This window comes from Tepidimonas sp., assembly GCF_036824975.1.
In the GTDB taxonomy this organism is placed as follows: domain Bacteria; phylum Pseudomonadota; class Gammaproteobacteria; order Burkholderiales; family Burkholderiaceae_C; genus Tepidimonas.
The window spans coordinates 1-8,231 of record NZ_DAISZC010000084.1; the positions used below are offsets into that span (position 1 = coordinate 1).

7 protein-coding genes are annotated in these 8,231 nt (G+C 69.7%); 4 read left to right on the top strand and 3 right to left on the bottom strand.

Features of this window, described 5'->3' with window-relative positions; translation table 11 throughout:
• Position 1: 1 nt before the first annotated feature.
• On the bottom strand, positions 2–2,641 hold the full coding sequence (gene alaS / locus V7Z54_RS08940; RefSeq protein ID WP_334135957.1) for an alanine--tRNA ligase: 2,640 nt from the start codon (positions 2,639–2,641) through the stop codon (positions 2–4).
• 94 nt (positions 2,642–2,735) lie between these two features.
• Between alaS and V7Z54_RS08945 the strand changes: the two genes are divergently transcribed.
• On the top strand, positions 2,736–3,272 hold the full coding sequence (locus V7Z54_RS08945; protein WP_334135958.1) for a dihydrofolate reductase: 537 nt from the start codon (positions 2,736–2,738) through the stop codon (positions 3,270–3,272).
• Positions 3,273–3,279: 7 nt separating this feature from the next.
• On the opposite strand, the gene V7Z54_RS08950 is transcribed toward V7Z54_RS08945, so the two are convergent.
• Together V7Z54_RS08950 and ffh are read right to left on the bottom strand one after the other, a co-directional pair.
• Positions 3,280–4,014 carry a hypothetical protein gene (locus V7Z54_RS08950; RefSeq protein WP_334135959.1) on the bottom strand — a complete coding sequence of 245 codons (735 nt, stop codon included), beginning with the start codon at positions 4,012–4,014 and terminating at the stop codon, positions 3,280–3,282.
• A 114-nt stretch (positions 4,015–4,128) separates the two neighbouring features.
• Positions 4,129–5,502: a signal recognition particle protein gene (gene ffh / locus V7Z54_RS08955; protein WP_334135960.1), complete on the bottom strand. Its 1,374-nt coding sequence runs from the start codon at positions 5,500–5,502 to the stop codon at positions 4,129–4,131.
• Between the two features lie 25 nt (positions 5,503–5,527).
• On the opposite strand from ffh, the gene V7Z54_RS08960 reads away from it, so the two are divergent.
• The 3 genes from V7Z54_RS08960 to V7Z54_RS08970 form a co-directional block, all read left to right on the top strand.
• A complete protein-coding gene (locus tag V7Z54_RS08960) occupies positions 5,528–6,325 on the top strand; it encodes a cytochrome C assembly family protein (RefSeq protein ID WP_334135961.1) in 798 nt (265 codons plus the stop codon).
• Between the two features lie 9 nt (positions 6,326–6,334).
• Positions 6,335–6,580, top strand: coding sequence for a PP0621 family protein (locus V7Z54_RS08965; protein ID WP_334135964.1), 246 nt, complete (start codon positions 6,335–6,337; stop codon positions 6,578–6,580).
• A partial coding sequence (locus V7Z54_RS08970; protein ID WP_334135966.1) for a sensor histidine kinase occupies positions 6,552–8,231 on the top strand: 1,680 nt, incomplete at its 3' end. The genes V7Z54_RS08965 and V7Z54_RS08970, both read left to right, overlap by 29 nt.

Here is an 8,231-nt window from a genome sequence, read left to right on the forward strand (position 1 = left end):
CTCAGGCGCGCGCCGCCACCCAGTCCACCACGCCGGCCAGCGCCTGCGGCAAGCGGCTGGCGTCCGTGCCGCCAGCCATCGCCAAGTCGGGCTTGCCGCCGCCCTTGCCACCGACCTGCCGCGCCACCGCGTTGACCAGCTCGCCGGCCTTCAGCCCCCGCGCCACACCATCAGGCGTGACGCCGGCGGCCAGCTGTACCTTACCCGCGTCCACGCTGGCCAGCACCACCACGGCGCTGCCCAGCTTGGCCTTGAGCTGGTCCACCGTCTCGCGCAGGGTCTTGGCATCGGCGCCGTCCAGCCGCGCTGCCAGCACGTTTAGCCCCTTGACGTCCACCGCGCGCGCAGCCAGCTCATCGCCCTGCAGCGCGGCCAACTTGCCTTTGAGCGCCGCCACTTCCTTGTCCAGCGCCCGCAGTTGCTCCTGCAGCTGGCCGATGCGCGGCACCACCTCAGTGACGGGGGTCTTCAGCGCCTCGGCGGCGGCTTGCAGCTGCTGCTCCAGCGTCTGAGCGTAAGCCAACGCCGCCTCACCGGTGACCGCTTCCACGCGCCGGATGCCCGCCGCCACGCCGCCTTCGGCCACGATCTTGAACAGCCCAATGTCACCGGTGCGTCGCACGTGCGTGCCGCCACACAGCTCGCGGCTGCTGCCGATGTCGAGCACGCGCACCGTCTCGCCGTACTTTTCGCCAAACAGCATCATGGCACCCGCCGCCTTAGCCGACTCCAGGTCCATCAGCCGCGCTTGCGTGTCGGTGTTGGCCAGGATCTCGGCGTTGACGCGCGCCTCCACTGCCCGGATCTGCTCCGGCGTCAGCGGCGCGTCGTGCGCAAAGTCAAAGCGCGTGCGCTGCGGCGTCACCAGCGAGCCCTTCTGCTGCACATGCTCGCCCAGCACCTCGCGCAGCGCCTTGTGCATCAGGTGCGTAGCCGAGTGGTGGCGCATCGTCGCCGCGCGCCGCGCCAGGTCCACCTGCGCCTGCACATGGTCACCCACCGCCAGCGTGCCCTGCTCCAGGGTGCCGTGGTGGCCGTACACGTCGGCCTTGATTCGCTGCGTGTCGGCCACCACGAAGCGCGCCGAGCCACTGGTGATGACACCCGCATCCCCTACTTGCCCGCCGCTTTCGGCATAAAACGGCGTGGTATCCAGCACCACCACCCCGCTTTGGCCGTGCTTGAGTTCGGCCACCGGGGTGCCCTCCACGTACAGCGCCACCACCTTGGCCGTCGCCTGCAGCGACTCGTAGCCCACGAACGCGTTGGCGGGACCGGCGTAGTCCAGCACACGATCCATGCGGAACTTGCCCGCCGCGCGCGCCTGCGTCTTCTGACGCTCCATCGCGGCCTCAAAGCCCGCCACGTCCACCGCCACACCGCGCTCGCGGCAGACATCGTTGGTCAGGTCGAGCGGGAAGCCGTAGGTGTCGTGCAGCTTGAAGGCCACCTCGCCCGGCAGCGTGGTCTGGCCGCCAGCCAGCGCCGCGTCCAAAATCTCCATGCCGTGCGCCAGCGTCTCGTAGAAGCGCTCTTCCTCGGCCTTGAGCACCTCCATCACGCGCTGCGCGTTGGCGGCCAGGTTCGGGTAGGCCTCGCCCATCAGCGCCACCAGGTCGGGCACCAGCTTGTGGAAGAACGGCGTGCTACGCCCCAGTTTGTAGCCGTGGCGGATGGCGCGGCGGATGATGCGCCGCTGCACATAGCCGCGGCCTTCGTTGGACGGGATCACCCCGTCGGCCACCAGAAACGCGGTGGCGCGGATGTGGTCGGCAATCACACGCAGGCTGGGGCTGTCCAGGTCGGCGGCGCCGGTCTCGCGCGCCGCTGCCGCAATCAGCGTGCGAAACAGGTCGATGTCATAGTTGCTGTGCACGCCCTGCAAGATGGCGGCCAGCCGCTCCAGCCCCATGCCCGTATCCACGCAGGGCGCCGGCAGCGGTCGCACCGAGCCGTCCGGCTGCATGTCGAACTGCATGAACACGTTGTTCCAGATTTCGATGTAGCGATCGCCGTCGGCGTCGGGGCTGCCGGGCGGGCCGCCGGGCACCTCGGGGCCGTGGTCGTAGAAGATCTCGGAGCACGGGCCGCACGGGCCGGTGTCGGCCATCATCCAGAAGTTGTCGCTCTGGTACTTGCCACCCTTGTTGTCGCCAATGCGCACCACGCGCTCGGGCTGCAGACCGATTTCCTTCGTCCAGACGTCATACGCCTCGTCGTCGTCGATATAGACGGTGGCCCACAGCCGCTCGGGCGGCAGCTTGTACACCTCGGTCAGCAGCTCCCACGCCCACTTCAGGCTTTCGCGCTTGAAGTAGTCGCCAAACGACCAGTTGCCCAGCATCTCGAAAAACGTGTGGTGGCGCGCGGTGTAGCCGACGTTTTCCAGGTCGTTGTGCTTGCCGCCGGCGCGCAGACACGCCTGCACCGATGCCGCACGCACGTAGGGGCGCTTGTCCGTGCCCAGAAACACGTCCTTGAACTGCACCATGCCGCTGTTGGTGAACATCAGCGTCGGGTCGTTGCCCGGCACCAGCGGGCTGGACGGCACCACGGTGTGCCCACGCTGGGCGAAGAAGTCCAGGAATGTGCGCCGGATGTCGGCCACGGAAAAAAACGGTCGGTCGGCAGCTTGGCTCATGGCGTTGGGTATGCGTACGGGGCAACCCTTCATTTTACGGGGCCCCACCAGCGGTCAAGAGGCGCGGGGGGGGGTATTGCGCTATGCTGGCGCCATGCGCCTGAACCTGATTTTTGCCCGCGCCGCCAACGGCGTCATCGGCTGCACCCACAACGGGCAGCCCGCCCTGCCCTGGCACCTGCCCGAAGACTTGGCGCACTTTCGCCGCTGCACCCAGGGCTGCCCGGTCATCATGGGGCGTACCACGTGGACCTCGCTGCCGCCGCGCTTTCGGCCACTGCCCGGGCGCATCAACCTGGTGCTGACGCGCGACGCCGCGCAGGCCCAGGCGATACAGGCCGAGGGGGCGGTGGCCGTGCCCAGCCTGCAGGCCGCGCTGCAACACTGCCGCGCCCTGCGCGGCGCCGATGGTCAGCCACCGGCCGAGGTCTGGGTGATCGGCGGCGCACAGGTGTATGCGCAGGCCGAGCCGCTGGCGCAGCGCGCGGTGGTCACCGAAATCGGCTGCCCCTTTGACGGCGACGCCTACGCCCCCACGCTCGGCCCAGATTGGCGCGAAACCGAGCGCCAGCCCCACACCAGCGCCAGTGGCCTGCCGTTTGCCTTCGTCACCTACGAACGCCTCGGCTGACAACGGGTCACGACGGCGGCGGGCGCAGGTAGCGCTCGTCGGACCAGGTGGCCAACCACTGCGGCGCGAAAGCCACAAACACCGCCGCAAACAACCCGGTGAGGAACGCATCGCCCCAGGCCATCAACCAGCGCGCCACCAGCGCGTCGCGCAGCGTCACACCACCCATCAGGTGGTGGATGCCTTCGTACAGCGCACCCGAGGCAAACAGCGCCACCGCCGTACCCAAAAAACCCCGGCCCAGCGTGTAGATGAACGGATTGGGCGGCAGCCAGCGCCGCAGCGCCCAGCCGATGGCCAGCGCCAACGTCGCCGGCACCAGCCCTACCCAGGTGAACTGCGACAGCACCGCTGGCCACGGCTGACCGCCGATGAGCCACACCAGCAGCGCCACCAGCGCCAGCACCGGCACCGCCAGCGGCCAGCCCAGCATCAACACCAACAAGCTGGCCCCTGAGAACTGCACCGCCATGCCCTGCGGCAGCTTTTGCGGCAGCAGCCAGAACCAGGGCAGCAGCGCCACCGACGCCAGCGTGGGCGACAGCAGCGAGCCGCGCAGCAGCCGCCAAGGCCGCACCATCCAGGCGACCAGCAGGGCCGTGACGGCCAACGCGATCTCCAGCATCCACACGGTGTGCCATGGTAGCGCTGCACCGCCGGCGGTGCCTTGCGCGAAGTCAAACCCCCGCGGGTGTGGCGAATGTCTGCCCTCTTGCACCTTGGCGTCTTTTGCCGGGGGCATACGCCAGCGGGTGCAGCACAGGCTGCGCGCGGCCACGCCCGCCAACCCCAGCAACCCGGGGCAGCCGCCGCCCACGCCACGCCAACGGCAGCCCGGACGCGCGTGCCTGGCGCCTCAGCGCCCCGGCAGGCCGGGCAGCCCGCCCAACCCCTTCATGCCGCCCAGGCGCTTTATCATCTTCATCAGGCCGCCGCCCTTCATTTTTTTCATCATTGCCTGCATCTGCTCGAACTCCTTGAGCAGGCGGTTGACCTCCTGCACCGGCACGCCCGCACCGGCGGCTATACGGCGCTTGCGGCTGGCCTTGATGATCTCGGGCCGGCGCCGCTCCTCGGGCGTCATCGCGCAGATGATGCCCTCTTTGCGGCGGATATCCTTTTCGGCGCGAGCCAGATCGGCTTGGCCCGTTTTGGCGGCCAGCTGCGTGGGCAACTTGTCCAGCAGACTCGACAGCCCGCCCATTTTCTTCATCTGGCGGATCTGTTCCAAAAAGTCCTCCAGATCGAAGCCGCCGCTTTTGACCTTGGCGGCCAGCTTTTGCGCCTGCTGCAAATCCACCCCGGCGGTGACCTGCTCCACCAGCGCCACGATGTCACCCATGCCCAGCACGCGCCCGGCGTGCCGTTCGGCGTCGAACAGCTCCAGCCCGTCGATCTTTTCGCTGACGCCGGCAAACTTGATCGGCACTCCGGCCACCGCCCGCACCGACAGCGCCGCGCCGCCGCGCGCGTCACCATCCAGCTTAGTCAGCACGATGCCGGTCAGCGGCAGCGCCTGGGCAAACGCCCGGGCGGTGTTGACCGCATCCTGGCCTTGCATCGCGTCCACCACGAACAGCGTCTCCACCGGCTTGAGCGCGGCGTGCAGCGTCTGGATTTCGCGCATCATGGCCTCGTCGATGGCCAGCCGCCCCGCGGTGTCCACGATCAGCACGTCAAAGTAGTGCTTGCGCGCGTAGTCCAGCGCCGCGCGCGCAATGTCCAGCGGCTGTTGATCGGGCGTGCTGGGAAACCACTCCGCCCCAGCCTGCCGCGTCACGGTCTTCAGTTGCTCGATGGCCGCCGGCCGGTACACGTCACCACTGACAGTCAACACCTTCTTTTTGCGGCGCTCGATCAGCCACTTGGCCAGCTTGGCGGTGGTAGTGGTCTTGCCCGCCCCCTGCAGGCCCGCCATCAGGATAACGGCGGGCGGCTGCACGGCCAGGTTCAGGTCGGCCACGCCCTCACCCATGATGGCGGCCAGCTCTTTGTGGATGATGCCCACCAGCGCCTGCCCCGGCGTCAGCGACCCCACCACCTCCTGCCCCAGCGCCTTGTCCTTGACGCGCGCGATAAAGTCGCGCACCACCGGCAGCGCCACGTCGGCCTCCAGCAGCGCCAGCCGCACCTCGCGCAGCATGTCCTGCACGTTGCTTTCGGTGATGCGGGCCTGGCCACGAATTTCTTTGACCAGGCGCGACAGTTTTTCGGTGAGGGCAGATGCCATGGCAGGGCTTCGTTACACTAGGAGAATGATTGTAGCGAGCAGCCCCTGGTGGAGCGCCGTGCCCGCGCTGGGCGCGGCGGCCGGCTACGCAGCGCTGGCGGCGGGCAGCGGGCGTGCCGGCCCGGGTGTGACGCGCGTGCTCACCGTCGGCACGCTGCTGCTGCACGCGCTGGCGCTGCTGGCCGCCTTCACCGCCGAACCGGTGCGCTTTGGCTTTGCGCTGATGCTGTCGGTGACGGCCTGGCTGGTGCTGGCGGTGTACGCGGTGGAAACCCGCCTGTACCCACAGCTGGCCACGCGCTGGACGCTGGCCGGGCTGGGTACGCCGGCCGTGCTGCTGGCGCTGCTGTTTCCGGGCACGGTGTACCCCACGCTGACGTCGCCCTGGCTGCCGCTGCACTGGGCGCTGGGCTTTGCGTCATACGGCCTGCTGGGGGTGGCGGTGGCGCACGGCTGGATGATGCAGCGCACCGAACGCAGCCTGCGCCAGGGCGGCCCGGCGCCTGCCGGTCTGCCGCTGCTGGCGCTGGAACGGCTGACCTTTCGCTTCGTTGGCGCCGCCTTCGTGCTGCTGACGCTGACGCTGTTGGCCGGTTGGTACTTCACCGAGCAGCTGCGTCCAGCAGCAGGTTGGATCACCCACAAAACCCTCTTCACCATGCTGTCGTGGGCGGTGCTGAGCGTGCTACTGTGGGGCCGCTGGCGCTGGGGCTGGCGCGGGCGGCTGGCAGTACGTATGCTCTACGCGGCTGGCGTGCTGTTGCTGCTGGGCTACGTCGGCTCGCATTTCGTGCTCGAAGTCATCCTGCGCCGCGACGTATAAAAGACCCCTATGTTCAAGTGGCTGCTGGTGCTGGCGGTGGTGGTGCTGGGCTACGTGTGGTGGCGCCATCAGCGCCAGGCCGAAGCGGCCGAACGCGCCGCGCGCCCGCGCCCCCCCGCACCACCGTCGGCGCCCGCACCGGCCCCCATGCTGCGCTGCCGGCACTGCGGCGTGCACCTGCCCGCGGCCGACGCCGTGCGCGGCGCGTTGGGACCTTACTGCAGCCATGAGCACCGCCGCCTCGCCGAAGGCTGAGCCGCCCGCCACCCGGGGCAGCGGCTTCGCACCGGCGTGGTATGTGCCGCCGGGTCTGGCGGCAGCGCCCGCCGGTGCTGCCACCGGCGACGGCACCGACGACGACACCCGCGCCCCGCGCCGCTGGCGCCTGCTGATGGCGGCGCGCCTGCTCATCGCGCTGGCGCTGCTGGTGCTGCAGGTCAACGCCTGGCGCAGCAGCGCTGCCTCCCTGTGGCTGGTTGGCTTGTGCGCGGCACTGGTCGGGTTGGCCATGGCCAGCTTCGCTTGGCCGCCACCGGGGCCGACGGCCCCGCCGCGGGCAAGCCGGCCGCTGTCGCTGCTGTGGCTGCTTACCGCGTGGAGCGACCTGGCTGTCATCGCGGTGCTGCAGTGGGTGGGCGCCGGTGGCGTCAGCTACGTGCCGCTGTTCGTCTGGCCCGTGCTGCTGGCTGCGGTCACCGGCCCGCGCCTGCTGGCGCTGGGGCTGGCCGCAGCCGCCACGCTGGTGCTGCTGGCACAAAGCTGGCGCAGCCTGGGCGGCCTGGGCAGCAGCGAGGGGCTGCAGGCCGCCATCGCCGGCACCGGGCTGCTGGCCACCGCCTGGCTGGCCAGCCAGCTTACCGCGCGCCTAGACCGCGCGCAAGCCGCCGCGCTGCGTAGCCGTCAACTGGCACAACTGCACAGCCGCATCAATAACGTCATCGCTGCCGGGCTCAGCGAAGGCGTGGTGGTGCTCGACGCCGATGGCCACCCCTGGTACGCCAACCCGGCCGCCGAACGCATGCTGCTGGGCACCGCCGACACCGGCGGTACCGACACTGCCAGCGCCGCGACGCTGCGGCAGTCGCCGGCATGGGGGGCGCTGGTGCACTGGGTGCACAACACCCTAGCGCCACTGCCCGCCGCTGCCAACCCTCCCGCTGCCGTGCTCGAGCGCACCCTCGACCTGCCGCTGGGCGACCGGCGCCTGCGCCGCATCCACGCCCGCCTGCATCCCATCATCTCCGATGCCGGGCAGCGCCTGGCCGTGCTGATGCTCGAAGACACCCATGCCGTCGAGCAACGCCTGCACACCGAACGCCTGGCCACCATGGGCCGCGTCACCGCCGCCGTGGCGCACGAAATCCGCAACCCGCTGGCCGCCATCGCCCAGGCCAGTGCCCTGCTGGCCGAAGACGACCCCAGCCCCGCTCAGCGGCCGCTGCTGGCCATGATCGAGCAAAACGTGCAGCGGCTTGACCGCACCGTCAACGACGTGCTGGAAGCCGTGCGCCTGCCCAGCGCGGCTGCCGGCATCGAGGCGGTGCCGCTGGATGCCACCGTCAACACCATCGTGCAGGACTGGCTGCACCAGCACCCGCAGGGCGATCGCCTACAGTGGCTGCCCGGTGCACGCCACACCCATGTCTTGTTCGACCCCGAGCACCTGCGGCGCGTGCTGGTCAACCTGCTCGACAACGCCGACCGCTACGCCAGCACCACACGGGGCGCCATCCGTGTCGAAACGCGCCTACTCGGCGCTCAGGCGCTGCTGACCGTCTGGAGCGAGGGCGCCGAAATCCCGCCAGCGGTGCGCGAACACCTGTTCGAGCCGTTCACCAGCGCGCACAGCCGCTCCAGCGGTCTGGGCCTGTACCTGTCGCGCGAGCTGTGCCGCCGCTACCATGCC